This window comes from Pseudomonas vlassakiae (assembly GCF_014269035.2).
In the GTDB taxonomy this organism is placed as follows: domain Bacteria; phylum Pseudomonadota; class Gammaproteobacteria; order Pseudomonadales; family Pseudomonadaceae; genus Aquipseudomonas; species Aquipseudomonas vlassakiae.
The window spans coordinates 397,343-423,366 of record NZ_JABWRP020000002.1; the positions used below are offsets into that span (position 1 = coordinate 397,343).

A 26,024-nucleotide genomic window follows, 5' to 3' on the forward strand; every position below is an offset into this window, starting at 1 on the left:
ATCGCGTAGAATCGTGTTTTTGAACAGAGGTCGACGCGGTGGAGTTGCAACAGGGCTTTGTCCTGACCCGGCATTGGCATGACACGCCCGAAGGCACCTGCGTGGAATTCTGGCTGGCCACCGATGCCGGGCCGCGGCTGTTGCGTCTGGCACCGCAAGAGTCGGTGGCGTTCATCCCGCAAGCGCAGGCCGAACACGCTCGGGTGTTGCTGGCCAAGGAGCAGGGCGCAGCGCTCAAGCCGTTGCGCCTGAAGGATTTCGACCAGCGTCCGATGCTCGGCCTCTACACTCGTCAGCACCGCCAGCTGATGCAACTGGAGCAACGCCTGCGTACGGCTGGCATCGACGTCTTCGAGGCCGATATCCGCCCGCCGGAGCGTTACCTGATGGAGCGCTTCATCACCGCGCCCGTGCAGTTCACTGGCCAGCGGGACGAGCAGGGCGTGTACTGCAAGGCCCAGCTCAAGCCGCTGCCAGGCTACCGCCCGACCTTGCGCCTGGCCTCGCTGGACATCGAGACCAGCGAGCGCGGCGAGCTGTACAGCATCGCCCTGGAAGGCTGCGGCCAGCGCCAGGTGTACATGCTCGGCCCGGCCAACGGTGATGCTGGTGGCGTGGATTTTGACTTGCGCTATTGCGCTGACCGCGCCGAGCTGCTGAGTTGCCTCAACCAGTGGATGGCCGAGCATGACCCGGATGCAATCATCGGTTGGAACTTGATCCAGTTCGACCTGCGCCTGCTGCATGAGCACGCCAAGCTGCTGCAAGTGCCACTGGCGCTGGGGCGCAACGGCGCGCCGATGACCTTGCGCAGCCATGCCGGCGGCGGCCATGTATTTGCCGATGCCCCGGGGCGCCTGCTGATCGATGGCATCGAGGCGCTGCGCTCGGCGACCTGGAGCTTCCCTTCGTTCAGCCTCGAAAGTGTCGCGCAGACCCTGCTCGGCGAGGGCAAGGCCATCGACACGCCTTACCAGCGCATGGACGAGATCAACCGCCTTTTCGCCGAAGACAAACCGGCGCTCGCCCGCTACAACCTCAAGGACTGCGAACTGGTCACGCGCATTTTTGCCCATACCCGGCTGCTCGACTTCCTGCTGGAGCGTTCGGCGGTCACCGGCTTGGCGGTGGACCGCAGTGGCGGCTCGGTTGCCGCATTCTGTCACCTGTATATCCCGCACATGCATCGTATGGGGTTTGTCGCGCCGAGCCTTGGCAGCCGTCCGGACGAGGCCAGCCTCGGTGGTTTTGTCATGGATTCACGCCCGGGGTTGTACGACTCGGTGCTGGTGCTGGATTACAAGAGCTTGTACCCGTCGATTATCCGCACCTTTCTGATCGACCCGGTCGGCCTGGTGGAAGGCTTGCGCCTGCCCGATGACGAGCACTCGGTGGAGGGCTTTCGCGGTGGGCGTTTCTCGCGCACACAGCATTGCCTGCCCGCCATCGTCGAGCGTGTGTGGCAAGGGAGGGAGGCGGCCAAGCGCGAGGGCAACGCGCCGTTGTCGCAGGCACTCAAGATCATCATGAACGCCTTCTACGGCGTGCTGGGTTCCAGCGGCTGCCGCTTCTTCGACCCGCGCCTGGCATCGTCGATCACCATGCGCGGTCACCAGATCATGCGCCAGACGCGCGCACTGATCGAAGCTCAGGGCTTCGAAGTCATCTACGGCGATACCGATTCCACCTTCGTCTGGCTCAAGGGCGCGCACGCCGAGGATGCTGCTGCGCGCATCGGGCGCGATCTGGTCGACCAGGTCAACCAGTGGTGGCGCGAGTACCTGCGCACCACCCTGAACCTTGAAAGCGCGCTGGAGTTGCAGTTCGAGGTGCATTACCGGCGCTTTCTGATGCCCACCATCCGCGGCACCGACGAAGGCAGCAAAAAGCGTTATGCCGGCCTGGTGCAGCGGGCCGATGGCAGCGAAGAGATGGTCTACAAGGGCCTGGAGTCGGTACGCACCGACTGGTCGCCACTGGCTCGGCGTTTTCAGCAGGAACTGTACGGGCGGATTTTCCGTGGCCAGCCTTATCGCGACTACCTGCGCGAGTACGTGCGCCAGACCCTCGCCGGTGAACTGGATGAGCTGCTGGTCTATCGCAAGCGCCTGCGCCGGCCGCTGGCCGACTATCAGCGCAATGTGCCACCGCACGTACGGGCCGCGCGGCTGGCAGACGAGTTCAACGTTCGGGTCGGCCGCCCGCGGCAATACCAGCGTGGTGGCTGGATCAGCTACCTGATCACCACCGCCGGCCCCGAGCCGCTGGAGAACCTGCAGGCGCCTGTCGATTATGAGCATTACCTGAGCCGCCAGCTGCAGCCGGTGGCGGATGCCATCCTGCCCTTCGTCGGCGATGATTTCAGTGCGCTGACCGACCGCCAGCTGCTGCTTTTCTGAACCCGGGGTAGTTATCTAGCCCGTGCTGCGCGATAGCGGATATTAGCTTCGCACTTCCCGACCCAGGAGGTGCTTCATGCAACCCCGCGCAAACCCGGTACCAACGCACAATGCCCAAGTGGCCGTCGAGCAAGCGTTTCAGGATGCCATGATCGCCCGCCGCTTGCCCGCCTGGCTGCGCAAGCTGAGGCTGTCCGAGACGCCCGTGGACCGAACGCTGACGGCCGAACAACTGAAGAGCGTGTTCGAGGCATTGAGATCAAGCCATGCCAGCCGTCAGCGCCTGCGCCACGAGCTGGCACGAATCGAACCTGTCCACTCGTATTGCAGGCCCCTTCTGCAGCGTGCGCTGAATGTCTCGCCAGACCTCGACACGCTGTTCTATCGACACTTCTACTTCGCCGTTTCGCCAAAGCCTGAGTGGACCAGCGGGCGTACACCTGAACAGGACAAGGACAGCTACGACATCCCATTGCTGGATGCGGCGCTGGCCAATTTCACCGAGGAGGAGTCGCTGGTTGGCGGTATGCCGCGTGACAATCGGCTCGTGCAAAGCGACGGCAGCACGTTCACTGCGTTGTCGGCCTCGGCGTTCGCCAAGCGTTGCCGGCAGCTGGACCTGGGCAGGCGTTATCAGGAGCATCTGGCCACGATCCTGGACAGCCCGGTCACGGCGGCCTCGGGATTCAAGGCCTCCTGCAAGGCCTTGTACGTCGCCTCGATGCTGCTCGACGCCTGCAAGGCCAGGACGGAAGGGGTCCTGACGGCGCAAGAGCTGGTATTGATCCTCGACCTGTGCCGCGAAGCCAGGCCAGGCATGCTTGGGGGCAACCCGGTGATCGCCAAGCAACTGAACATTTATGGTTGCAAGGTCGAACAGGTGATCGTGCTTGACCAGATCACTTCCACGTTAGGCTTCCTGTCCAGCCAGCGCGTGTTGGTGTACATCCCCGGTGACCCGGTCAGCGCCTGGAATGCGGCAGCCGACCTCGACACCTTCATTCGACGAACGTTGGGCAAGCGCCTGGGTAAGGAGCCCTATCAGCGCTTCTTCGCCCGTTTCATCCGGCGCCGTGACAGCGATGCGTTCTTTGCCAGGGTGGCCAGCGAACTGACCGATGTCGCCGTGTGGGCCTCCCGGGACATGGACCAGCACATGGCGGCCTACCGCTTGCCGCTGTTCGATCACCTGGCTCAGGCGCGGGTCGACCAGATCAAGGATGATGCGGCCGTCATCGCCGTGCCGGTCAGTGACATCGACAGCGCGGTCCGCCAGGCAAGGCATGATCGCCTGATGTCCGCCGCGTGGAACCTCGCCAACGTGGCGGGACTGTTCGTACCGGGCCTCGCTGTCATCCTCGGCGGGGTGATGGTCTGGGACATGCTCAAGGAGGTTTTCCATGCCGTGGAGCAGTGGCGCCAGGGCGACATCGATGCGGCGCTGGAGCATCTGCTGAGCGTTGCTGAAACCATGGTCACGGTCGGTCTCACCACAGTGGGGGCTGCGGCGGTGGCGCGTGAATGGCACCAGGTCGATGCCTTGGCGACCGCGCGCCTGGAAGACGGTAGCGAGAAGCTCTGGCGGTTCGACCTCAGCCCTTTTCGTAGTGCGGCGCCCCCCGTGCAGGCAGTGGCCGATGGCGAAGGCATCTACCGTTCGCAGGGGCGCTGCTGGGTGAACATGGACGGCCACTTCTACGAGGTGGTGCAGCAGCCCGACGAGCAGTGGCAGCTCGTGCCGAAGCAAGGGCATGGCCCAGCGCTCAGGCATAACGGTGCCGGCGCCTGGCGAGTCTGGTGCGAGCAACCGATCGAGTGGGAGACGGCGCGCGTGCTGTTCCGTCGCCTGGGCAGTGGCTTCAGCGATCTCGAGGATGAGCAGATCGACCAGGTGCTTGCCATCCATGGCCTGGATGCCAGTCATTTGCGTGGCGTGCATATCTGTGGCCAGGCGCCTGATGCCTGCCTGGTCGATACCGTAAGCCGGGTCGCGGTGCTGAACCGCATCCTCGGCCTGGTCTCGCAGTTGCGTTCGGGCGACGCGGCGCAAGATACGGCACTGCTCGCCAAGGTCCGCCAGTGGGCGGGTACGCAGGCGCTGACGGACGCGCAGTTGGCCGAGCGGGTCTGGCGTCGTCGGCGCTCATTGTTCCAGCAGCTCTACTATGAGCAGTACCCCGCGACGGCCGCCACGCACGTCTTGCAGCGAGACTTCGCCAGCCTTCATCGCCTGGCGGCCGAAGCGCTGCTACGGACGGTGGACAGCGCTGGGCTGAACGTCGCCGCAGCGTCCATGGTCAAGCGCATCCGCTGTATTCGGGTGTACGAGGCGTTACTGTTCGATACCCCACAAGATCTCGACCTGGCCCGTGTCGTGCTGAAGCTGCTTGAACAAATGCCCGGGGCAGCCAGTGGCCCACGTTGGCAACTGTTCGATGGCGACGTCACCGAGCCGTTGTCGAGCAGTACCGGTATGGGCGCGATACGGCGCATCCGTTTTCAGGCCGGCAGGTTCCAGTGCAGCGATGAACAAGGCAATGACCTTGGCGAACCGGGCGAGTTGTTCCAGCAGTCGGCTGGCGCATATTCTGCGGCGCAGCAAAGCGCCCTGGGTATCGGCCAGCCGTTCGCGTTGCAGCTGCGAGCATACATGACACGGCGCGTCGCTCAGCGGCGGGAACTGATCGGCGAGTTGCTGGGTATCGTGCGCTCGGGTGATGCCTTTCTGGCACCACAACGCTTGGCCAATGGCCGCGTCGGCTATCCGCTGAGTGGCTGGCGGCAACGGACGCCCGGCGGCAGCAGCGGGGGCAGGAACCTGCATGCGCAGGTACGCGACCTGTATCCCGGCTTCGATGATGAGCAGGTCGAGCAATGGTTGGCGCACCTGCGTGGACTTCAGCGTGACCCCGCTGTCGAACTGCTTCTTCTCAAGGGGCAACTCAAGGCATTGCGCAAACGGCTGGCCAGCTGGCAGACCGCGACCCTCAAACTCTGGTGTTGGCCCGCCCGCCGCCAGTTTGCCCGGGGGCTGATCGATTGTTGGCGCTACCTGGTACCCCGTCAGGCCTTGGAAACTGAAGAAGCCAGAGGCTATCTGCTCAGCAGTTTCGGCAGCGATCTGGATGAGCTGCCACCCATTCCGGCGGACGTCAGCTTTTCCCATGTAACGGATATCGCGCTGCGCGCATTGCAGATACGCCGTGCGCCGGAGACCTTTCTGCGCGCATTCGATGGACTGAGGTCATTGAGCATTACCAATTGTCGCTTGCGCAGCCTGCCGTTGACCCCGGCACTGGCCGCGCAGTTGAAAATGCTCGATGTGTCTGGCAACCAGATCCAGCTGCAAACCGCGGACATCGACCTGCTCGCCGGTTGCAGGCAGCTGGTCTATCTGAACCTCTCGCATAACCCGTTGCAGCGTACGTTTTCCATGACCGGGATGCCCGACCTCAATGCCTTGATGTTGCGCAACACGCAGCTCACGCAAATGCCGGCAGGCGTGATGGAATCGAGCGCCCTGCATACGCTTGATGTGGGTGACAACAATATCCGCACCCTGCCATTTGCATTCTATCGGTCGCGGCTGTGGCGCTCCGGGCGGGTCAGGCTCAGCGATAATCCGTTGCTGGGTGCGCAGGATGTCTGGGGGGAAGCCGTGGATGACCAGGTACCGGTGAAACAGCGCTGGATTGATCTGGTGGCGACGGACCAGCGTGACCGCATGGCCAATACCTGGGGCCGGCTGTACGGCGACAGCGCCTCGAAAGGTTTCTTCCACTTGCTGGAAAGGCTGACCACCTCGGCAGATTTCCAGAGTGAGTTCCTGTCTCGCTACCTGGCCTTGCGTGTGCAGCGCATGCTGGATTACATGGCAGAGCGGCCGGCATTGCAAACCGAGCTCTACACGCACGCGTTGACCGAGCACTGCCAGGATAATGCCACGCTGCGATTCAGTGATCTGGAGGTGCGAGTCAGCCAGTGGAAAGCGTTGCACAACGACGTCTTCGATGATCAGGAGCGGGTGCTGTTGCATCTGGGGGCGCAGTGCTGGCGCCTGGACATGCTCGACGATGTAGGGGGCTGGCATGCCATACGCGTGGGCCGGCCCGACGAGTCACTGGAATTCGCACTGGCGTATCGCCTGAGCCTGATCGATGAACTCGACCTGCCCATCGAGCATGACGAGATGCTCAACCCTGGTGTGGCCAACCTGTCGGCGGTGGACCTGCATGCGGCCGTGCGTGCTGTCAGGGCAGTCCAGTCCAGGGATGTGCTGGTCGATTACCTGTCCACCACACGCTTCTGGCGCGAATACCTGGCCAGCAGGCATCCGCGACGGCTCGAGGTTCCACAGTCGTTGCATGATGAACTCGAAGCGCTGGTCGCAGCCAACGCGTCGCCTGCCCAAATCAAAGGCCTGCAGGACCGGGTGCACCAGCGTGAGATCAACGTGTACAGGCAGCTCACCCGTGAAGCGGTGGACAGGCACCTGATGGCCGTGTTGCTGGTTCCGGTCTTGCCATGGCATTGAAAGGACGTGCCACGACCGGTGGCGAGGTGGTAGCCACATAGGCGCTACAGGGCTGCGTCCAGCGATAGCCTCAAGGTTTCATCACTGGGGGCTATCACATCATGGGGACCACTTTGCACACACACCAGCGCCTGGAGCAGGCCGAGCAGGACCGGATCATCGCCGCGCGCCTGCCAGGCTGGATTCGGGCCGTCAGTGCCGGGCACGCAGCGGTGCTGCGGGAGGCACTCAAGGGCAGCCTGGACTGCCGGTACCGCCTCGCTGCGCTGCTGCAGCGCATCGACGGGATCGAGCAATTCACGGCGCCGATCCTGCAAAAGGCGCTGCGCGATCGTTGCAACATCGGGCATGAACTGGGCCAGCTGTGGTTTCGCACGGCCTATGAACGCCCCCTGAGTACCTATGCCCCGATCCGCGTGCCCCTGAGTGAAAAAGTCTACTACCAGATACCGCTGCTCGAAGCAGCACTGAGGAACTTCACTCGGGACGAAAGCCAGGCAGGTGGACAAGCCCCTGGCAACGGTCTGTTCGACGATGCAGGTGCCAGCCTTGCTCAGCTCGATGCAATACGATTTGCTGCCCTGGTGCGTGAGCTGGACCTGGGGGAACGTTATCAGGCGCATGTGCAGGCCCGGCTTGGCAGCGCTGAGGCCCAGGCCCTGCTTGCCGACAACATGCGCCATGCCTTGCTGCTCGATGCCTTCAGGGCGCGTCACGACAGCGTGTTGAGCGAGGCCGAGCTGGAACTGGTGATCGGTTTGTGGCGCCAGGGCTGGTTGCCTCAACTGGATGACAAGCGTGTCATTGGCAAGCGCCTGGAGGTCCTGGGCTGCCCGTTGCAGCAGATAGTCGTGCTCGATGTGCGTGATGAAACCTTTGCCCCGATCCATACCTCGAGCCAACGTGTGCTGGTGTACATTCCGGGCGACCCGCATGGCCCGTGGAGCGCGCATGAAGATCTGCACCGGTTCGCCCGAAGGATTCTGGGGCAACGGCTGCGCAATGCCGACTACCAGGCGTTCTTCGCGCGCTTCGTGCGCCGTCGCGACAGCCAGGCGTTTTTCTCCCAGGTCATCACCGGTTATGCAGGCTTGCCGATCTGGGCCAACATCGATCTGCACGAGCGCGCGCATCGGGTCGGCGGCTATCTGTTCAAGGACTTTGCGGCCTTGCGCACGGCTCAGATCAAGGACGATGCGGCATTGATCGCCACACCTGTGGCAAAGCTCGACCGTGAGGTCCAGGCGGCACATGAGCGCTACCTGGCCACACTGGGCGTGACACTGTTGAGTGCAGCCAGCCTTTACGTCCCGGCACTGGGCCTGACGTTGCTGGCCATGATCGCCTGGCGCTGGCTGGGTGAGGTCTTCGAGGCCGTCGAGTCCTGGCGTGAGGGCGAGACACGCGAAGCGTTGGAGCATGTGACCCAGGTTGTGATCGAGGCCACTCTGGTTGCGGCCACGGCGGCGGCCGGCAGCGCGGCGCAGCAGGCATGGACGCGTTCGGCGCTGGTCGATGGCCTGTCGCAGGCACGCCTGGAAGACGGGACGCAACGCTTGTGGAACGCTGACCTGTCGGTATTTCGCAGCGAACTGCCGCCTGCGGCGACCAGCGATGAACAGGGCATCTGGCGCTACGGCGGGCAGGCCTGGATAGCCATGGGCGGGCATCATTACCGGGTTGTGCAGCGATCGATCGACGGGCACTGGCAGCTATTGCCGCATGCTGGCCATGGCCCGTTGTTGCTGCACAACGGTGCCGGTGCATGGCGCTTGTGGAGTGAACAACCGATGCAGTGGCAAGGCTCCGGCTATCTGTTCAGGCGGCTGGGCGGGCAGATGGCCACGCTCGACGATGAGCAGATCGAAGAGGTATTGGCCGTACATCGCCTGGAGGATGAGCACCTGCGAGCCCTTCACGTGCTGGGGCAGGCCCCTGAACCTGGGCTGCTCGACAGTGTCCAGCGGGTATTGCTCGATCAGCGTATCCGCCGGTTGGTCAACCGCTTGCGCTCAGGTTTGCCGGCGGACGACCGTGCCGCGCTCGAACAGGCACGTCAACTGGAAGGGGGCCAGACGCTCAGTGATCCGGCGCTGGCCGAGCTGGCCTGGAAGCGGCGAAGGACGCTGTTCCAGCGCCTGTACGCCGTCGAGGCTTTTCAGGACGACCCCGCTGTGCAAGCGCTGCAGCGCCAGTTTCCCGGCCTGCATGGGCATGCCGCACGGGCGCTGCTCGCTCAGGCCAGCAGTGCGGAGCGTACCCGGCTGCTTGCCAGCGGCCGGGTACCGCTGGGCCTGGCCGAGGCCGCCAGGCGTATGCTTGTGCCGGTTCGCGTGGCGCGGGTGTTCGAGTCCCTGCTCTGGGACACCCCCCAGAACCTCGACCTGGCCCGGGTCACGCTGGGCATGCTCAAGCATCTGCCAGCCGCGGAGCGGGGTGTGCGCTGGAGCGTGTTCGACGGTGATGCCGGGACGCGGGCCCTGGCCAAATCAGAGGAGGGAACGCATGCCTGCGGGCTGGTTCACCGCAACGGCATCTTCCAGCGCACCGATGCCCAGGGCGAGGCCGTTGGCGAGGCGGGCGAATTGTTCGAAGTCATGGCCGGTGGCTATACCGACGATCAACGGCGTGCTTTGCAGGTGGGTGAACCCTTTGCCCATAACCTTCGCGTGACCGTCACGCGGCTGGCGCAAGCAAGGCGTGCGGAAGTCGAGCAGCTATTGAGCCCTGCGCGCCCAGGTAGCTTGCGCCTGCCGTCACGGCTGGACGACGGCCGCATCGGCTACCCCTTGAGCGGCCGCAACCCGGGCTCAGCGTCATCCAGCTACCAACCCGGGCCATTCCTGCGGCGTGTCCGCTACCTGTACCCGGCCTTCAGCGATGAGGAAGTATTCGCCTGGATCGAGCAGGCACGGAGTAGCGCTATTGGCCTGGAGCGCACGCTGCAGCAGTTCGAGCGTGAGTTCGAGGCGCTCAACAGGCAGTTGCGCAGGTGGGTGCATGAGGCGCCCGCTGGCCGCGAGCGAGAGGACCGGCGCAGGTTGCGACGGGCGCTGCGCGGCTGTTGGCAACGCGCTTACGATGAGGGCATGCAGGCTGAAGGTACCAACACGGTCTACCGCTGGGAGGTTGCCAGCTCTCGCAGTCTCCCCGAGTTCCCTGAACCTATCGTCTTCGACCACGTCCGTGTGCTGACCCTGCGCAACATGCAGATCGAGCACCTGCCCGAGAGTTTCCTGCGTGCCTTCCCCAATATCCGCGCGGTCGAGATGCCCTATAACCGCCTGGAGCGCGTTCCGCAGGCGCTGCTGGGCATGTCCAGCCTGCAGTCGCTGGACCTGCGCGCCAACCGTATCAGCCTGGACCCTGGCCAGGCGACGATACTCGCCAGTTGCCCGTATCTGAGGCAGGTGAACCTTTCGCACAACCCGCTGGGGCGGGGATTTTCGCTGACCGGGCTACCTCAGTTGCGCGAACTGCACCTGGCCGCCACGGGCATCAGCGAATTGCCCTATGGCTTGATGCAAAGCACCTCGCTGAGGGTCGTCGACCTGCGCGACAACCTGCTCACCAGCGTGCCGGAAGGTTTCTACCAAAGCCGCTTGTGGATCGAAGGCAATGTGCAGTTGAGCGGTAATCCGCTTTCCGAATCGGAGTCCTTGCGCCTGCGTAATGCTCTGCAGGCAGCGGCTGTGCCGCCTGAGGATGACGAGGCGGCGCCAGTCTCCGCCCGGGTACGCTGGATGGATGCCGGCGGCGCGCAGCAGCGCGCCGAGCTGGACAGGTATTGGCGAGCGCTGGAAGCGATGCCCGATGCGCTTGATTTCTTCACCCTGATCGAGCGCCTCATGGAAACCGCCGATTTTCAGCATGTGACCGGTGCGCGCTTCCTGGCTGGCCGGGTACTGGCAATGATGCGTGCCATGGCCCACTCCACCGAGCTGTGCCAGGAGCTGTTCAGCAATGCCGCGCAATTGACCTGCCAGGACAGCGTCGCCCTGCGTTTCGACGACCTTGAAACCCGGCTGTTGGTGTGGCGTGCCCAAGGACAGGCGGCAACCGGTAGCCAGGAGCGCAGGCTGCTGCGCCTGGGGCGGCAGCTGTGGCGGCTCGAGGAGGTTGACCGGATTGCCTTGCGCGACATTCAGGAGCGTCAGCTCGGTGGCAGCGACCCGGACCAGATTGAGGTGGTCCTGGCCTATCGGGTGGCTTTGCGCGAAGCGTTGGAGCTGCCCCTGCAGACCCAGGGCATGTCGTTCCGGCCCATTGCAGGCGTCGATGCGCGGCGGATAGCGCGGGCACGCAACCTGGTGCTGCGCCATGAGACCGGTGAACGACTGGCCAGCTCGCTGATCGACCGGGCGTTCTGGCAAACCCATTTGCGTAATGCCTATCCGGCACGTTTCGATGCCCTCAATGCGCCGTTCCACGAGCGCCTGGAGGTGTTGCAGGCAGACAACACGGCGCCAGAGCCGCAGCGTGAAGCGCAAATCAATCGCCTCGCCAGCGAGCAGCGGCGCGCCGAGCGCGAACTGATGCATGCCCTGACGCTCGATGCGCTGGATGCGGAGAGTGAACAGGAGGTCATCTACGTTCGCTGATCCAGTCCTGGGCGTCAGCAGCCTGCTGCAGGGGTCGGCGGCGGGCGCGAACGTCTCGATGGACTATGCTCAGGTTCGGGTGCCGGCATTTTTCGCGATACCAGGCGCCCCTGCCGAGACACGTGAAGTTACTTTTGCGTCAACCCTCTGGCAGGCCAGTTGGTTTAGGCTCGCACGTCGGATCTTTCTCCATGATCTGTAGTCTTTGTTTTATCGAGAGAATAAGGAGATTTGCATGCTCGTCCGGTCACTGACCCTCGCCACCTTGCTCGCTGTCGCCGGCCCGCTGCTAGCGGCCGACAGTGATGCGCCGCTGGCCAAGGAACTGGGCAAGGCCAGGCCATTGGTCGTCATCGCTCCGAGCAGTGCCGACCCCACCCTGCGCGGGTTGAACGAGGCACTCAAGGACCCCGCGACCCAGGCGGGTTTCAAGGAGCGCAACCTGGTGCTGTTCAGCGTTGCCCAGATGATGGGCAAGCGTGAGGACAAGAACCTCGAACAGCAGACCACGATGGCCCTTATCCGTGAACTCAAGCTGGGCGCCAGCAAAGGGACCAAGGTGATCCTGGTGGGCCTGGATGGCGAGCGTCATGTTCTCAAGGACGATGAGTCAGGCGAGAAGATAGATCCGCAGGCAATCTTCAAAGCCGTCGATGAGCTGCCGGCGAGCGAAAAGGCCGCGACTGCACCGGAACCCGTAGCGGCTGCCGTACCTGAGCCCAAGGCCAAGGGCAAGGACAGCAAGCCGGCGAAACCCGCCAAGCCCGCCGCGCCCCCCAAGCCTCTCGACGACTGAGCGCTGGCAACCTGTCCAGACGATGGGTCGTATCCTACGTGCACAGCCGAATTCGGTGATTTCGGTTGATCCTTCTGCGCGGTTGAATAGCTCCACTTCCTGACCAGAGTGGAGCTACATGATGACGCAAACATTCAACAAACTCGGGCTGTTTGGTGCGGCGCTTATCGGCAGCATGACCCTGGGTAGCCAGGCGTTCGCTGTCGAACCGCTTTCTGGGGGTTACCAATTGGCTTCGGCCAAGACCCATGGCGAGGGCAAGTGCGGCGAAGGCAAATGCGGTGGCAGTGACAAGGCTGCCCAGAGTGAAGGCAAATGCGGAGAAGGCAAATGTGGCGGCCACGAAAAGGCCGGCACCAGCGAAGGCAAGTGTGGTGAAGGCAAGTGTGGCGGCAGTGCCAAGCGCGACAAAAGCCAGGCCTGAAGCGGATCCTTGAGAACGGTGACAACGCCCCGTCTGCGGCCCAGGCGGGGCGTTGTGCTTGTTGTGGAGACTCAACGATGAACACCATGCCCATGTATGCCGGCCTTGGTCTGCGCCGTAGCCTGATGACGCAAATGCTGGCGCTCGACGCTGGCGCGGTGGATTTCCTGGAGTGTGCTCCGGAAAACTGGATAGGTGTCGGCGGTGCCCTGGGGCAGGGCTTGGCGCAGTTGGCCGAACGCTTCCCGCTGGCTTGTCACGGCCTTTCCCTTTCCCTGGGCGGCAGCTTGCCGCTGGACCGAGAGCTGCTCGCGCAGGTCGGCCAGTTTCTCGACCGCTACCAGGTGCGCCACTACAGTGAGCACCTGAGCTATTGCACGGACGACGGTTACCTGTACGACCTGCTGCCGCTGCCTTTCACCGAGGCCGCCGTACGCCAGGTCAGTGCGCGTATTCGCCAGGTGCAGGACACGTTACAGCGGCGTATTGCTGTCGAGAACATCAGTTATTACGCGGCACCCTACCAGGCGATGAGCGAGCTGGAGTTCATCGAGGCAGTGCTCGACGAGGCAGACTGTGACCTGCTGCTGGACGTCAACAATGTCTATGTCAATGCCTGTAACCACGGCTACGATGCACAGGCGTTTCTCCAGGGGCTTCCGTTGCCGCGGGTCAAGGCCATGCACCTGGCCGGGCATCATGACCAGCCAGGCGATATCAAGGTCGACACCCATGGAGCGGCGGTCAGGCCGCAGGTCTGGACGCTGTTCGCCAGCGCCTGCGAGCGTTTTGGCATCCAGCCGACCGTGCTCGAGCGCGATTTCAACTACCCGCCCATGGCCGAGCTGCTTGCAGAAGTGGCCCGGATTCGCAGCGTGCAGCAGGAGGTCGCATATGCACGGTGCATTGCGTGAACAGCAGTTCTGCCTGGCTCGCCACCTGCGTGACCCGGTTCGCCATGCACCACCTGCCGGTATCGAAGCGCGGCGTCTGAGGCTGTACCGGGAACTGCTCTACAGTGGCATCGAGGGCCTGTTGGCGGGAAGCTTCCCGGTGCTGCGCGCGACGTTGGGCGATCAGGCCTGGCATGCGCGAGTGCATGAGTTCTATGCCGATTATCGCTGCCATACGCCGCTGTTCAGTCAGATCGCCGCCGCTTTCGTCGATTACCTTCAGGGCATCGAACCTGACACCCCCTGGCAGCTGGAGCTGGCCCACTATGAACTGGTCGAATCTCAGTTGTACCTGAGCGATGCCGAGGAGCCCGAGCACGATCGGCAAGGTGACCTGCTCGAAGGCGAGCCGGTGTTGTCGAGCACGGCAAGGGTGCTGGCCTATCAGTGGCCTGTGGAGCAGATTGGCCCGGCGTACCAGCCGACTCGGGCACCGGCAGTGCCCACGTTGCTGCTGGTCTATCGCGATGCCGCGCTGCAGGTGCGCTTCGCCCGCCTTTCACCCATGGCCTACCGCTTGCTGGCGGAGGTTCGTGGCACGGGACGAGAGCGTTTGCAGGCACTTGCTGCAGACCTGCCGGAGGGGCTGGCACTACTCGAAAAACTGCGTGATCAAGGTATCGTCATCGGCACGCGATGAGGGTTGCAAGGGGGCTGCCTTGGCAGCCCCTTTGTCCGTCAGCCCAACACACGTTTGCTGAGCCAATGGTCCAGGCTCAGGCGCCCAGCGCCTTTGAGCAGCAGCGGTAGCAGCGCGACCAGATAGATCAGTGGCAGCTTGAAGTTGCCAAAGCCCTGGTCGGTGATGGCGTACCCCTGCGCCAGTTCTGCCAGGCTCGACCAGTGTGCTGGCCAGTGCACTGCAGCGATCGCCACCACGGTCACCACCATCAGCCCGGCCGATGCCAGACGCGTGCCCAGGCCGAGCAACAACAGCAGGGGTAGCAGCAGCTCCGCCCACATCGACAACTGCCAGTTGAATTCTGCCGGCAGTACATTGAACGGGAACGGGAAGTTCGCCTGCAAATCGCCGAACCAGTTGCTGCCGTTGAATTTCTCCCAGCCGGACTCGAAAAACTCCCAGGCCAGGAACAGCCGCAAAGGCAGGTCGGCGCTCCAGCTGCCAAAGCGGTCGAAGGTCGTGAGGGTGCGGGTCAGTGTGGTCATGGTAGTCATCTCGTTTCAGGAAAGGGCGCAGGCGCTGCGGCGTTGCTGCCGGGCCAGCTTGGCGGTGAGTTTGAAAGCGATGGCGCTGAACATCAGGGCGAAGGCCAGCGGGTACCAGCCGCCCATGGGGATGCGCTTGTAGAAGGACAGGCAGAACACCCCGGCCAATACCCACATGCCGGTGCTGTGCAGGGCTTTCCAGGCGCGACCGCCGAGCAGGCGCATCGGTGCCTTGAACGAGGTCACGCTGAGCAATAGCAGGAACAGGTAACCGATGCTGCCGGGCAGGCTCGAGGTGACCGTGCGCCCGGCCCAGAACAGCTCAGGGAATTGCTGGGCGTAGCGGTAGATCAGCAGGCCATGCACGGTATGCGAAAAGGCGAAGGCCAGGCCCACGTAGCGCCGCTCGCGGAGCAACCAGCGGCTGCCAATGCCAGGCAGCAAGGTGACCATTGACGAGGCCAGGAAGGCCAGCAGGAACAGTGCGAAAGAGCTGCGTGCAGTGGCGCGGATGGCACTGCGCAGGCCATCCGCACCGGGCGGGTAGCTGAGCAGTACCACGGCGGTCATGAACACGGTCAGGCCAGCAAGGGCGGTGAACAGTTTCCAGCCGGAGGGCAGGGTGAGCGGCTTCATGGGTGACTCCCGGAGTATCGTTGTGTGACCGGGAGTGTGTAGGGAATGGGTATCTGCAGTGTGTCGGTGAAAGCGGCTTTGTGTATCGGACTGTAGTTACCGAAGCTGTAGGACGGCCCGCGCGGGCCGCCGCGTTTGTCGTTACAGCTCGATCTGGGCGCATAGCCCGCCGCTTTTTCGGTTGCTCAAGGTCAGCCTGCCGCCCATGGCCTGGGTCAGTTGCTGGGCGATGGCCAGCCCCAGGCCGGTACCGCCCGTGCTGCGGTTGCGCGAGCTTTCCACGCGGTAGAACGGCTTGAGCACTTCATCCAGCTCTGCCTGCGGTATCCCCGGGCCGTCATCGAGCACCCGGATCACTGTCTTGCCGTGATTGCAGCTGACCTCCAGCTGCGCCTTGCCGGCAAACTTCAGGGCGTTGTCCACCAGGTTCACCAGTACGCGGCGCAACGCATGCGGGCGGGTTTCCAGCAGGCTGCCGGTATTGCCGTTGCGCTCCACCTGGGCGCCGCTGTCCTGGTAGTCGAACACCACGCTGTCGAGGAAGGCGTCGAGGTTGATCCGGCAGGGCGCCTCGGTGTTGATGTCCATGCTGCGGGCATAGGCCACACCTTCGCGGACCAGGTGCTCCATGGCATCCAGATCATGCCAGAGCTTGTCTTTCTCGACGCCCTCGTCCATCACCTCGACCCGCAGTTTCATGCGCGTGATCGGTGTCTGCAGGTCGTGGGAAATGGCAGCCAGCAATTGCATGCGCTCTTTGAGGTAGGCGGCGATGCGCGCCTGCAGGGCATTGAACGCCACGGCGGCGTACTTGACCTCGCGTGGGCCGCTTTCATCCAGCAGCACGCCGGGCTTGTCCGGGTCGAGGGTGTCCAATGCCTGGACCAGGCGGGTAAGAGGCCCGATGGCCAGGCGCACGGCGAGCCAGGTACAAAACAGCAGCACCGCCAGCTGGATCAACAATACCAGCGGCAACCAGCGCGCTACCGGGACGGGTGCCGGCGTGACATCGATGGTCAGTGGCGCCCCATCGGCCAGGCGCAGGTGGGCCTGGAAGTGGGCGTTGGGGCCGGGAATGTCCTGGAAAGTCAGCGGGTACTGGGCACCGATGGCCTTGACGATCGATTCGGCAGCCATGGGGGGATCGGTGCTTGGCATCGCTGAGCCCGGCAAGCCTTCATCCAGTCGGTAGCGATAGGTGCGGCGCTCCAGCCGCGGCAGCCAGGCTGCGCGCTCAGCAGCGGGCAGGCGGTCGAGGATGGCCACCGAGGTGACCACATCCTGCTCGAGGTTGCTGAGCATCATCGAGCGGCTGCTGATATAGCGCTCGTACGCCTGGAGGCTGAATGACAGCCCGTAGGCGAGCACCAGCCCGGTGAAGAAGATCAGTGCCAGGCGCGAGGCGAGGGTACGCGGCCATTTCATGCCGGTGACTCGAGCAGTTGCACAGCCAGCGAGAACACATAGCCCTCGCTGCGCACGGTCTTGATGCAGCTTGGCTCCCGGGCGTCGTCGCCCAGGCGCTGGCGCAGGCGGCTGACCAGCAGGTCGATGGAGCGGTCGAAAATGTCCGCCTCGCGGCCTTGGGTCAGGTTCAGCAACTGCTCGCGGCTGAGCACCCGTTGCGGGTGGTCGAGGAACACCCGCAACAGGCGGTATTCGGCGCCGCTCAGCGCCACCATGGTGCCTTCGCTGTCGAGCAGGTGGCGGGCGGTGGTGTCCAGGCGCCATTGGCCGAAGGCCAGCAGGCGGCTGCTTTCGCTGATGGTCAGGTTCGGCGGCAGCATGCGCGTGCGGCGCAGCACGGCATTGATGCGCGCCAGCAGTTCGCGGGCGGAGAACGGTTTGGTCAGGTAGTCGTCGGCGCCCATCTCCAGGCCGATGATGCGGTCGGTCTCGTCGTTGCGCGCGGTGAGCATCAACACCGGCGTGTTGCGGTGCTTGCCGGCACGCAGTTCGCGGCACAGCAGCAGGCCGTCGTCACCGGGCATCATGATGTCGAGGACGATCAGGTCGACGCTGTTGGCCTCCAGGAAGGCGCGCATCTGCCGGCCGTCGGCGACGATGCTGGTGCGCAAACCACTCTTTTTCAAGTAATTGCCGACCAGCTCGCGGATCTCACGGTCATCGTCGACGATCAGGATGTGATCGACATGTTCCATTCGCAGCGTTCCTGTTCAAGAGGGAGTGGGCGCAGTGTACCGAGCGCGCGCGGGCTTGCCTGTGGGGTTTTGTATTGCAGTGTATCTGTCCTGGCTACAGATACAGGCGGAAGCAGATCACAGGCTGACGCGACACATACGAGATACCTGGCAGCGGTGAAATGGCTCTCGACCGGGGAGCACTGATCCCCATCTCTCAAACTGTTGCAAGGAACCATGCCATGAACTTCAAGACTATCGCCAGCGCCAGCGTGTTCGCCGTCCTCAGCCTCGGTGCCGTTGCCGCCCATGCCAGTTCCACAGCCATGAACGACGCCAGCGTCATGCAGTACCGCTACGGCGATCATCTGGATGTAAAGAAAGTGCTGTCGCTGAAGGACGACCAGCGCAATGCCTGCGGCCCGGTCAAGACACGCATGGACTACCTCGACTCCCAAGGCCAGTATCAGAGCGTCGAGTACCGCAGCTACGCCACGAGCGGTTGCCATGACAACTGATCGCCGACGGCTGCTGAACGTGGCGAGTGTGGCCTTGGCGCTGGTTGGCCTGGGCCTCGCTGGAGGGCAGCTGATGGCTCGTGACAACTACGGCGCCATGCCATCGCTGGCGGGCGCCAGCCGATGGCTCAACTCACCACCATTGGACGCCCCGGCGCTCAAGGGCAAGGTGGTGCTGGTGGACTTCTGGACCTGGGACTGCATCAACTGCCAGCGCAGCCTGCCGCACGTCAACGACTGGGCACGGCGCTATGCCGACCAGGGCCTGGTGGTGGTGGGCGTGCATACGCCGGAGTATGACTACGAGCATGATGTCGGCCAGCTGAAGAGCAAGGTGGCCAGCCTGGGTATCGCGTATCCGGTCGCGGTGGACAATGACTACCAGGTGTGGAATGCCTGGGGTAACCAGTTCTGGCCAGCGCATTACTTTGTCGACCGGCAGGGGCAGGTGCGCCATGTGCACTTTGGCGAGGGTGACTATGCCGGGCAGGAGAAGGTGATAAAGGCGTTGCTGGATGAGAAAGGGTAGAGCGGTAGCGGCCCCCTTCGCGGGCGCGCCCGCTCCCACAGGATCACCTGCCTTTCACAGGCGGTGCTGTACCTGTAGGAGCGGGTTTACCCGCGAAGAGGCTGATACGGTGTGTCAGGAGAAACTGGCGAAATGCGCCTGCATCCGCTCGGCATCTGCCTGCTTGCCACTGAACAGCTCGAACGCCTTGACCGCCTGGAACACCGCCATGTTGCTGCCATCGAGCGTGCGGCAACCCAGTGCCCGTGCGGCTTTCAGCAGTTCGGTCTCCAACGGGAAATAGATGATTTCAGCCACCCACAGGCGCGGGTGCAACAGCTCCACCGGGAGTGGGGTGCCTGGCAACTTGGCCATGCCCACTGGCGTGGTATTGACCAGGCCATCGGCTCCGCCCACCTCGATCGCGGTGTCCGTGCCAAGCACCGCGCGACCCGCGCCGAAATGGCCGTTGAGGTTATCCACCAACGCCTGGGCACGCGCCGCATCCACTTCGAACAGCACCAGTTGCTCGACCCCTTCGCTCAGCAGCGCATGGGCCACCGCCGAACCGGCGCCACCAGCGCCCATCTGCACCACGCGCCGGCGTGACACATCCGGCAGGCCACGGCGCAGGCCTTCGGCGAAGCCCAGGCAGTCGGTGTTGTGGCCGACCCGCTTGCCGTCCTTGAGCACAACGGTGTTCACCGCACCAATGCCACGTGCCTCGTCCGACAGCTCATCGAGCAGCGGCAGGATGGCCTGCTTGAACGGGTAGGTGATGTTGAGCCCGGTGAAGCCGGTGTGCTGGGCGGCATCGAGCAGCTGCGCCAGGGCGCTGTCTTCCAGCTGGAGCTGGTCGGCGTCGATCAGGCGATAGAGGTAACGCAGGTGCTGGGCGTCGCCTTCGTGTTCGTGCAGCGCAGGGGTGCGCGAAAGCTGGATGCCGCGGCCGATCAGGCCGGCGAGGATGGCGGGCTGGCTCATGCGTGGCGCTCCTGGAACATCTCGGCAAAGTGGCTCAGGGCCATGCGGTAGCCATGGCTGCCCAGGCCGCAGATAACCCCCACGGCAATCGACGAGACGAACGACAGGTGGCGGAACGGCTCGCGCTTGTGCACGTTGGACAGGTGTACCTCGATGACCGGGAGTTCGCTGGCGACCAGGGCATCGCGAATCGCTACCGAAGTGTGGGTCCAGGCGCCGGGGTTGATCACGATACCGGCACAGCGGCCGCGGGCGGCGTGGATCCAGTCGATCAGTTCGCCTTCATGGTTGGTCTGGCGAAATTCGATTTCCAGGCCGTGGGCGTGGGCAGTGTCGGCGCAACCCTGGGCCAGGTCGGCCAGGGTTTCATGGCCATACTGGGCGGGTTCGCGGGTTCCCAGCATGTTCAGGTTGGGGCCATTGAGCACGAGGATAAGGGGCTTCATGACGGGCATCGCTTTGTTGTTGTTGAATGCCGCTATGTTTGTACCGGGTGGTTAATTCCGTCAATCCGCTCAGGTGTCGCAGGGGGGGCAAAGTGGGCGATTATCGAACCGTCTGCACAGCCAGCGGGTGACAGAATTGTAATGTTCGCGCCACCGCCTCGATAACCAGCCCTCTTTACAGTCCATCGCCAACGCTTGTCGACGAGGACTCTCGAAGTGCCCACCCCCCGCAAGATCGCCTTGCTCGGCCTGTTGCTGACGGCCACCGCCAGCGCCCAGGCCGGGCCAGGCATGAGCCTGCCCGAGGCGTTGAGCGCCGCTTTTGCCAACAACCCTGAGCTGGCTGCAGCCGGTCGCGAAATCGGCATTGCCGAGGGCGAGCGGCGCCAGGCCGGGTTGATCCCCAACCCTGAACTGGCCTGGGAAATGGAAGACACCCGGCGCGATACCCGCACCAGCACCGTCACGCTCAGCCAGCCACTGGAACTGGGCGGCAAGCGCGGTGCGCGCATCGCTGTGGCCGGTGCCGGCCAGGCCATTGCCCAGCTTGACCTCGAACGCCAGCGCAATAGCCTGCGCGCCGATGTGGTCCAGGCGTATCACGCTGCCCTGCGTGCGCAGACCGGGGTGGAACTGGCGCGGCAGTCGCAAGCGCTGACCGAGCGTGGCCTGCGGGTAGTCCAGGGCCGGGTCACGGCCGGCCAGTCGTCACCGGTGGAGGTCACCCGTGCCCAGGTTCAACTGGCCCAGGCCGAGGCCGAGGTGCGTCGCGCCGAAACCCAGCGCACGGTGGCATATCAGGCCCTGGCGCGGTTGACCGGCAGCCCGCTGGCGACTTTCGATACGTTGTCGACGGCCAACCTGTCGCCCGGCGCTGCACCTTCCGCCGATGCCTTGCTCGGCCAGCTCGAGCGGACCGCCGAATGGCGCCTGGCCGCGGCCCAGGTCGAGCGCGGCGAAGCATCGTTGGGCTCGGAAAAGGCCCTGCGAATTCCCAACCTCACCGTCAGCGTCGGCAGCCAGTACAGCCGCGAGGACCGCGAGCGGGTCAACGTGGTCGGCCTGTCGATGCCCTTGCCGTTGTTCGACCGTAACCAGGGCAACGTGCTGGCCGCCGCCCGCCGCGCCGACCAGGCACGCGATCTGCGCAACGCGGTTGAACTGCGCCTGCGCAGCGAAACCCGCAGCGCCGTTGATCAGTGGCGCACGGCGATGCAGGAGGTGCAGGCCTACGACCACACCATCCTGCCGTCGGCGCAGCAGGCTGTGGACACCGCTACCCGTGGTTTCGAAATGGGCAAGTTCGCTTTCCTCGACGTGCTCGACGCCCAGCGCACCTTGATCGACGCGCGCGGGCTGTACCTCGAGGCCTTGGCCGCGGCAACCGATGCACGGGCACAGGTCGAACGGATCTACGGCGATCTGGACGGTTTGAGCAACATTTCGAGCAGCAGGAGCAACAATGACTAACCCCCGCAAATTCGCCCTCCTGGCCGCTGCCATTGCCATTCTCGGCATGGTTGGCTTGGCCTGGACCGGCCACCTTGGCCAGGCCAGCATAGGCCAAACCAGTCCAGCAGAGCCCCGCCACGACGACCATGGCGAAGACAGCCACGGTCACGCTGATGAAGCGGGTGAAGCGCATCAGGAAAAGGAAGGCGCACTGCACCTGTCGACTGCCCAGATCGCGTCAGCCGGCATCCAGCTGACCACCGCCGGCCCCCGCGAACTGGGTAGCGCCATCAGCTTCCCCGGCGAGATCCGTTTTGATGAAGACCGCACGGCCCATGTGGTGCCACGGGTGCCGGGCGTGGTCGAAGCGGTGCAGGCCGAGCTCGGCCAGTCGGTCAGGCGCGGCCAGGTGCTGGCGGTGATCGCCAGCCAGCAGATCTCCGACTTGCGCAGCGAGCAGCAGGCCGCACAGCGCCGCCTTGAACTGGCGCGCCTGACTTTCCAGCGCGAGCAGCAGCTGTGGCAGGAGCGCATCAGCGCCGAGCAGGATTACCTGCAGGCGCGCCAGGCCTTGCAAGAGGCCGAGATTGCCCTGGCCAATGCCCGGCAGAAGGTGGCCGCGGTCGGCCCGGCCGGAGCCGGTAACCGCTACGAGTTGCGTGCCCCGTTCGACGCGGTGGTGGTGGAGAAGCACCTGACCGTAGGCGAAGTGGTCGACGAGACCAGCAACGCCTTCACCCTGTCCGACCTCAGCCGCGTGTGGGCGACCTTCGCTGTCGCACCCCGCGAACTGGCGAGGGTCACCACTGGGCGCAGCGTGACCGTCAGCGCGCCGGACCTCGGTGCCGAAGTCGAAGGCACGGTCAACTATGTCGGCAGCCTGCTCGGCGAGCAGAACCGCGCCGCCACCGTGCGCGTCACCCTGGCCAACCCCAGTGGTGCCTGGCGCCCGGGGTTGTTGGTCAACATCGGGGTCAATGTCGAGCGCTTCAAGGCGGCCGTCGTCGTGCCCGAAAGCGCATTGCAGAGCTGGGAGCAGCAGACCGTGGTGTTCGCCCGCACCGACGAAGGTTTCGAGGCCCGCCCGGTGACCACCGGCCGCCGCGACGCCGGCCAGGTAGAGATCACCTCAGGCCTGGCCGCCGGGACCCAGGTGGCTGCTGCCGGCAGCTTCGTCCTCAAGTCCGAGCTCGGCAAAGCCTCTGCCGAGCACAGCCATTGATTGCGGGGATGCTTGCATGTTCGAACGCCTGATCCAATTCGCCATCGAGCAGCGCCTGGTGGTGATGCTCGCCGTGGTGCTGATGGCTGCCGTGGGTATCCACAGCTATCAGAAACTGCCGATCGATGCGGTGCCGGATATCACCAACGTCCAGGTGCAGGTCAACACTGCCGCGCCGGGCTATTCGCCGCTGGAGACCGAGCAGCGCATCACCTTCGCCATCGAGACCGCCATGGCAGGCCTGCCGGGCCTGAAACAGACCCGCTCGCTGTCGCGCTCGGGGTTGTCGCAGGTAACGGTGATCTTTGACGATGGCACCGATCTGTTCTTCGCCCGGCAACTGGTCAACGAGCGCCTGCAGGTCGCTCGCGAGCAGTTGCCCGAAGGCATCGAGGCCGGCATGGGGCCGATCTCCACGGGGCTGGGGGAAATCTTCCTGTGGACGGTGGAGGCCGAGCAGGGTGCGCTCAAGGACGATGGCACGCCTTACACGGCGACTGACCTGCGGGTGATCCAGGACTGGATCATCAAGCCGCAGTTGCGCAACGTGCCCGGCGTCGCCGAGGTCAACAGCATCGGCGGCCACGCCAAGCAGTACCTGATCGCCCCCGACCCGAAGCGCCTGGCAGCCTACACGCTCACCCTCAACGACCTGATCGGGGCGCTGGAGCGAAACAACGCCAACGTGGGTGCCGGCTACATCGAGCGCAACGGTGAGCAGCTGCTGATTCGTGCGCCGGGGCAAGTGGCCTCGGCCGAAGACATCGCCAACATCGTCATTTCCACTGTCGATGGCACGCCCATCCGCGTCAGCCATGTTGCCCAGGTCGGCCTGGGCGAGGAGCTGCGCGCCGGCGCGGCCACCGAAAACGGCCGCGAAGTGGTGCTGGGCACGGTGTTCATGCTGATCGGCGAGAACAGCCGCACGGTGTCCCAGGCGGTGGCGGACAAGCTTGCCGAGATCAACCGCAACCTGCCCAAGGGCGTGGTCGCGGTCCCGGTCTATGACCGCACCCACCTGGTCGAAAAGGCCATCGCCACGGTGAAGAAGAACCTGGTCGAAGGCGCGATCCTGGTGATTGCCGTGCTGTTCCTGTTCCTGGGCAACATCCGCGCTGCGTTGATCACTGCCATGGTCATCCCGCTGTCGATGCTGTTCACCTTCACCGGCATGTTCAGCAACAAGGTCAGTGCCAACCTGATGAGCCTCGGCGCCCTGGACTTCGGCATCATCGTCGATGGTGCGGTGGTGATCGTTGAAAACGCCATCCGCCGCCTGGCCCATGCGCAGCAGCGCCATGGCCGCATGCTGACCCGTGCCGAACGCTTCCACGAGGTGTTCGCCGCCGCCCGTGAGGCGCGCCGGCCGCTGATCTACGGGCAGTTGATCATCATGGTGGTGTACCTGCCGATCTTTGCCCTGACCGGGGTCGAGGGCAAGATGTTCCACCCGATGGCCTTCACCGTGGTGATGGCGCTGCTGGGTGCCATGATCCTTTCGGTGACCTTCGTGCCGGCCGCTATCGCGCTGTTCGTCACCGGCAAGGTCAAGGAGGAAGAGGGCGTGCTCATGCGCACCGCCCGCCTGCGCTACGCACCGGTGCTCAACTGGGTGCTGGGCCGGCGCAAGCTGGCGTTCACCACCGTCGCCGGGCTGGTGCTGCTGTCCGGGGTCATGGCCAGCCGCCTGGGCAGCGAGTTCATCCCCAGCCTCAGCGAAGGTGATTTTGCCTTGCAGGCGCTGCGTGTGCCAGGTACCAGCCTGTCGCAGTCGGTGGACATGCAGCAGCGCCTGGAGCAGGCCATCATCGCCCAGGTGCCGGAAGTGCAGCGGGTGTTTGCCCGCACCGGCACTGCCGAGATCGCCTCCGACCCGATGCCGCCGAACATCTCCGATGCCTACGTGATGCTGCGCCCGCGCGAGCAGTGGGCGGACCCCGGCAAGCCCCGCGCGGAACTGATTGCCGAGGTGCAGCGCGCTGCTGCCAGCGTGCCGGGCAGCAACTACGAGCTGTCGCAGCCGATCCAGTTGCGCTTCAACGAGCTGATCTCCGGCGTGCGCAGCGATGTGGCGGTGAAGGTGTTCGGGGATGACATGGACGTGCTCAACCGTACCGCCGCGCAGATCGCCAGCAGCCTGCAACAGGTACCGGGCGCCTCGGAGGTGAAGGTCGAGCAGACCACCGGCCTGCCGGTACTGACCATTGATATCGATCGCGACAAGGCTGCCCGCCATGGCCTGAATGTGGGCGACGTGCAGGACGCCATCGCCATTGCCGTCGGCGGGCGCACGGCGGGCACGGTGTACCAGGGCGATCGCCGCTTCGAGATGGTGGTGCGCCTGCCCGAAACCCTGCGGACCGATGTCGATGGCCTGGGCAGCCTGCTGATTCCGGTGCCCGCCAGCGCGGCGGCCGGCGCGGCGCGGATCGGCTTCATCGCGCTGGCGCAGGTGGCCACGTTGAACCTGCAGTTGGGGCCGAATCAGGTCAGTCGCGAAGATGGCAAGCGCGTGGTGGTGGTCAGCGCCAACGTGCGTGGGCGCGACCTGGGTTCGTTCGTCGAACAGGCCGAACAGACATTGCTTGCGCAGGTACAGATCCCGCCGGGTTACTGGACCCGCTGGGGCGGCCAGTTCGAGCAGCTGCAGTCGGCGGCCGAGCGCTTGCGGGTGGTGGTGCCGGTAGCGCTGTTGCTGGTGATGGCTTTGCTGCTGATGATGTTCAACAACCTCAAGGACGGCCTGCTGGTGTTCACCGGGATTCCGTTTGCCTTGACCGGCGGGGTGCTGGCGCTGTGGCTTCGCGAGATTCCGCTGTCGATTTCTGCCGGGGTGGGTTTCATTGCCTTGTCGGGTGTAGCGGTGCTCAATGGCCTGGTAATGATTGCCTTCATCCGCAACCTGCGCGAGCAAGGGCGTGGTGTGCGTGCGGCGGTCGAGGAGGGGGCGTTGACGCGCTTGCGGCCGGTGCTGATGACCGCCTTGGTGGCGTCGCTGGGGTTCATTCCGATGGCCTTGGCTACCGGGACCGGCGCCGAGGTCCAGCGCCCGCTGGCGACGGTGGTGATAGGCGGGATTCTGTCGTCGACGGCGTTGACCTTGCTGGTGTTGCCGGCCTTGTATCAATGGGCATACAGACGCGAAGAGGATTGAAATCGCCAGGGCCGCTTTGCGGCCCTTTCGCGACACAAGGCCCACAGGCTTACCATAGCCTGAGTTGAATGATGGATCTGAGCTCTTTC

Annotated in this window: 17 protein-coding genes and 1 pseudogene; 12 read left to right on the forward strand and 6 right to left on the reverse strand. The window is 64.4% G+C overall.

All coding sequences use genetic code 11. The annotated features are described in order from the left end of the window. The first annotated feature begins 38 nt into the window (after positions 1–38). The 7 genes and pseudogenes from HU738_RS04025 (at position 39) to HU738_RS26100 (ending at position 14,347) form a co-directional block, all read left to right on the forward strand. Positions 39–2,399, forward strand: coding sequence for a DNA polymerase II (locus tag HU738_RS04025; RefSeq protein ID WP_186601062.1), 2,361 nt, complete (start codon positions 39–41; stop codon positions 2,397–2,399). 76 nt (positions 2,400–2,475) lie between these two features. Next, entirely contained in the window at positions 2,476–6,933 is a 4,458-nt protein-coding gene (locus tag HU738_RS04030) for an NEL-type E3 ubiquitin ligase domain-containing protein (RefSeq protein WP_186601063.1), read from the forward strand. A 113-nt stretch (positions 6,934–7,046) separates the two neighbouring features. Next, entirely contained in the window at positions 7,047–11,534 is a 4,488-nt protein-coding gene (locus HU738_RS04035; protein WP_186601064.1) for an NEL-type E3 ubiquitin ligase domain-containing protein, read from the forward strand. Positions 11,535–11,769: 235 nt separating this feature from the next. Continuing rightward, complete coding sequence (locus HU738_RS04040) at positions 11,770–12,330, forward strand: DUF4174 domain-containing protein (protein ID WP_186601065.1); 561 nt, start codon at positions 11,770–11,772, stop codon at positions 12,328–12,330. A 121-nt stretch (positions 12,331–12,451) separates the two neighbouring features. Then, positions 12,452–12,745: pseudogene (locus HU738_RS04045) on the forward strand (HvfA family oxazolone/thioamide-modified RiPP metallophore); the annotation flags it as partial. A gap of 86 nt (positions 12,746–12,831) precedes the next feature. After that, positions 12,832–13,668 carry an HvfB family MNIO-type RiPP peptide maturase gene (locus tag HU738_RS04050; RefSeq protein WP_186601066.1) on the forward strand — a complete coding sequence of 279 codons (837 nt, stop codon included), beginning with the start codon at positions 12,832–12,834 and terminating at the stop codon, positions 13,666–13,668. Further along, a complete protein-coding gene (locus HU738_RS26100; RefSeq protein WP_186601067.1) occupies positions 13,649–14,347 on the forward strand; it encodes an HvfC family RiPP maturation protein in 699 nt (232 codons plus the stop codon). The genes HU738_RS04050 and HU738_RS26100 overlap by 20 nt, the downstream gene beginning before the upstream one ends. A gap of 38 nt (positions 14,348–14,385) precedes the next feature. Here the strand turns inward: HU738_RS26100 and HU738_RS04060 are convergent, their stop codons facing one another. The 4 genes from HU738_RS04060 to HU738_RS04075 form a co-directional block, all read right to left on the reverse strand. After that, complete coding sequence (locus tag HU738_RS04060) at positions 14,386–14,874, reverse strand: HvfX family Cu-binding RiPP maturation protein (protein ID WP_186601068.1); 489 nt, start codon at positions 14,872–14,874, stop codon at positions 14,386–14,388. Positions 14,875–14,889: 15 nt separating this feature from the next. Next, positions 14,890–15,510: a ferric reductase-like transmembrane domain-containing protein gene (locus tag HU738_RS04065; RefSeq protein WP_186601069.1), complete on the reverse strand. Its 621-nt coding sequence runs from the start codon at positions 15,508–15,510 to the stop codon at positions 14,890–14,892. A 141-nt stretch (positions 15,511–15,651) separates the two neighbouring features. After that, positions 15,652–16,935 (reverse strand): sensor histidine kinase, encoded by a 1,284-nt coding sequence (locus HU738_RS04070; RefSeq protein ID WP_186601070.1) that lies wholly within the window; start codon positions 16,933–16,935, stop codon positions 15,652–15,654. Further along, positions 16,932–17,672 (reverse strand): response regulator, encoded by a 741-nt coding sequence (locus HU738_RS04075; RefSeq protein WP_176508971.1) that lies wholly within the window; start codon positions 17,670–17,672, stop codon positions 16,932–16,934. Before HU738_RS04075 ends, HU738_RS04070 begins: the two co-directional genes overlap by 4 nt. Before the next feature lie 221 nt (positions 17,673–17,893). Between HU738_RS04075 and HU738_RS04080 the strand changes: the two genes are divergently transcribed. Beyond that, positions 17,894–18,169: a DUF2790 domain-containing protein gene (locus HU738_RS04080; protein WP_186601071.1), complete on the forward strand. Its 276-nt coding sequence runs from the start codon at positions 17,894–17,896 to the stop codon at positions 18,167–18,169. Next, positions 18,159–18,698, forward strand: coding sequence for a thioredoxin family protein (locus HU738_RS04085; protein ID WP_186601072.1), 540 nt, complete (start codon positions 18,159–18,161; stop codon positions 18,696–18,698). Before HU738_RS04080 ends, HU738_RS04085 begins: the two co-directional genes overlap by 11 nt. Positions 18,699–18,812: 114 nt before the next feature. Here the strand turns inward: HU738_RS04085 and HU738_RS04090 are convergent, their stop codons facing one another. Then, complete coding sequence (locus HU738_RS04090) at positions 18,813–19,661, reverse strand: shikimate dehydrogenase (protein ID WP_186601073.1); 849 nt, start codon at positions 19,659–19,661, stop codon at positions 18,813–18,815. Then, positions 19,658–20,107: a type II 3-dehydroquinate dehydratase gene (aroQ, locus tag HU738_RS04095; protein ID WP_176508967.1), complete on the reverse strand. Its 450-nt coding sequence runs from the start codon at positions 20,105–20,107 to the stop codon at positions 19,658–19,660. The genes HU738_RS04090 and aroQ overlap by 4 nt, the downstream gene beginning before the upstream one ends. 216 nt (positions 20,108–20,323) lie before the next feature. On the opposite strand from aroQ, the gene HU738_RS04100 reads away from it, so the two are divergent. From HU738_RS04100 to HU738_RS04110, 3 genes are read left to right on the forward strand one after another with little or no spacing between them, the layout of a single operon-like run. Further along, positions 20,324–21,577 (forward strand): TolC family protein, encoded by a 1,254-nt coding sequence (locus HU738_RS04100; protein WP_186601074.1) that lies wholly within the window; start codon positions 20,324–20,326, stop codon positions 21,575–21,577. Further along, on the forward strand, positions 21,570–22,781 hold the full coding sequence (locus tag HU738_RS04105; protein WP_186601075.1) for an efflux RND transporter periplasmic adaptor subunit: 1,212 nt from the start codon (positions 21,570–21,572) through the stop codon (positions 22,779–22,781). The genes HU738_RS04100 and HU738_RS04105 overlap by 8 nt, the downstream gene beginning before the upstream one ends. Before the next feature lie 16 nt (positions 22,782–22,797). Then, on the forward strand, positions 22,798–25,935 hold the full coding sequence (locus HU738_RS04110) for a CusA/CzcA family heavy metal efflux RND transporter (protein ID WP_186601076.1): 3,138 nt from the start codon (positions 22,798–22,800) through the stop codon (positions 25,933–25,935). The last annotated feature ends 89 nt before the right edge of the window (positions 25,936–26,024 follow it).